General features: G+C 45.4%; 3 protein-coding genes. 2 read left to right on the plus strand and 1 reads right to left on the minus strand.

Annotation, left to right across the window (positions count from 1 at the left end; translation table 11 throughout):
* A partial coding sequence (locus tag RM368_RS38510; protein ID WP_322698938.1) for a hypothetical protein occupies positions 1–445 on the minus strand: 445 nt, incomplete at its 3' end.
* A gap of 489 nt (positions 446–934) precedes the next feature.
* On the opposite strand from RM368_RS38510, the gene RM368_RS38515 reads away from it, so the two are divergent.
* Both RM368_RS38515 and RM368_RS38520 read left to right on the plus strand, forming a co-directional pair.
* Positions 935–1,165 (plus strand): hypothetical protein, encoded by a 231-nt coding sequence (locus RM368_RS38515; protein ID WP_322698939.1) that lies wholly within the window; start codon positions 935–937, stop codon positions 1,163–1,165.
* A gap of 54 nt (positions 1,166–1,219) precedes the next feature.
* Positions 1,220–1,409: hypothetical protein (locus RM368_RS38520; protein ID WP_322698940.1), on the plus strand; the 190-nt coding region annotated here is incomplete at its 3' end.

Consider the following 1,409-nt stretch of genomic DNA (forward strand, 5'->3'; position numbering starts at 1 on the left):
ATTGTAATTTCACTGCTTCATTGATAGTTGAAGCATTTTTTATTACAAGGTCTATCGCTTTATCAAATGTTCTAGGAGCGCTCATACCGTCATTTTGGTATACGTGTTTGAATTTCTGAAAGAATGAAAGCGTACATTCTTTTGTGAGTTGAATAAGTTTTTGAAACCTCTCATCGTCAATTCTCCACTTGTACCTGCTAATAAATAATTCCCTAAAACACTGTTCGGGTTCTTCACCTCTGGCTTTTTTCATACAGCGTTCCATCGCTACAGCTAATTTATCTGCGACTTTTGTACCGCGAGAACGAACTTTCTCAAGAAGTTCGTTCATCGGGGTTACGTCATCAGGAACTTCTTTGAGAAGTTCCTGAGACGTTTCTGAAGAGTTACTGAGGGGTTCTGGAATGCTTGATTTTTCAGGTGTTTCAGGTGAGATGTCCGGCATTTTTTGACCGATATCCGGTATTTTTTGACTGATGTCTGGTTCATTTATGCCGGATATGTAGTAAAACTGCTGTGATATCGCTCCCCCACGCCTAAACCTTTGCGTGGCAAGTATGGAGCAAGCACCCGCACCATTGCCAAGTGTGCCCCGGCGCGGAAATATCCTTAAGCAACTTTTAACGCGAACAATGGAGGGATAAATCGCTAAAGCTCAGAATTAGCAATGCTTTCACCAAAATGACTCAACTGCGATCGCAGTAGTAAACCAAGTGTTTAGTGGTATTTAAACCCCACTATGCCCGGACTAAAACCCCACTATGCCCGGACTTAAAACCGTGCATCATACCCTTATGCACTCACTATGGAAGCACTAGAAGCCACCAATGGCACTACTAAAACAGGGCTAAAGACCGAGGATAAGCCCAAAAAGCAATCGGACAAGCCTAAACGTCACCTGCCATCACTGCCAAGTGCAATTTCGGCCGCAGACATGAACACTGTGGAATATTCAGCCTTGGCAGACCGCACAGCTGTAGAGTGGTCATCTTTGCAGAACTACGAAATGTTCAGCCTTTCAGCCGATGGGTCATTCCCGATGATTAAGGTCAGCCGCTCGAAGGCAGTTCGCATTGCAGATCGTCAGGTGATGATGGTCGGTTCCGGTCGCTGTTTTCGGGTTTCGCTGTCAAACCATCCAAACCAAAACAAGCCCCAGCCATGACCTGGAGCTTGTTTGGAGAGACAAATGTCCCTACCAAGCTACTCAAAATTTACCATGAAACCACTAACACCCAAAGAACAAAAAGTAGTCGATGAATTTGAAAAGGCGCGTCCAGGACTGGGTGCGATCGCAGAAAGCAACATCCGCCACAACGACAAAACCGGCTGGGCTGACATCATCGCTGATACTCCAGAATCCGAATTAGTAGCCCGCGAGGGTTTCTCTAGCAATTCGTTCATGTACA

It is taken from the genome of Nostoc sp. DedSLP03 (genome assembly GCF_034530815.1).
Lineage (GTDB): Bacteria > Cyanobacteriota > Cyanobacteriia > Cyanobacteriales > Nostocaceae > Nostoc.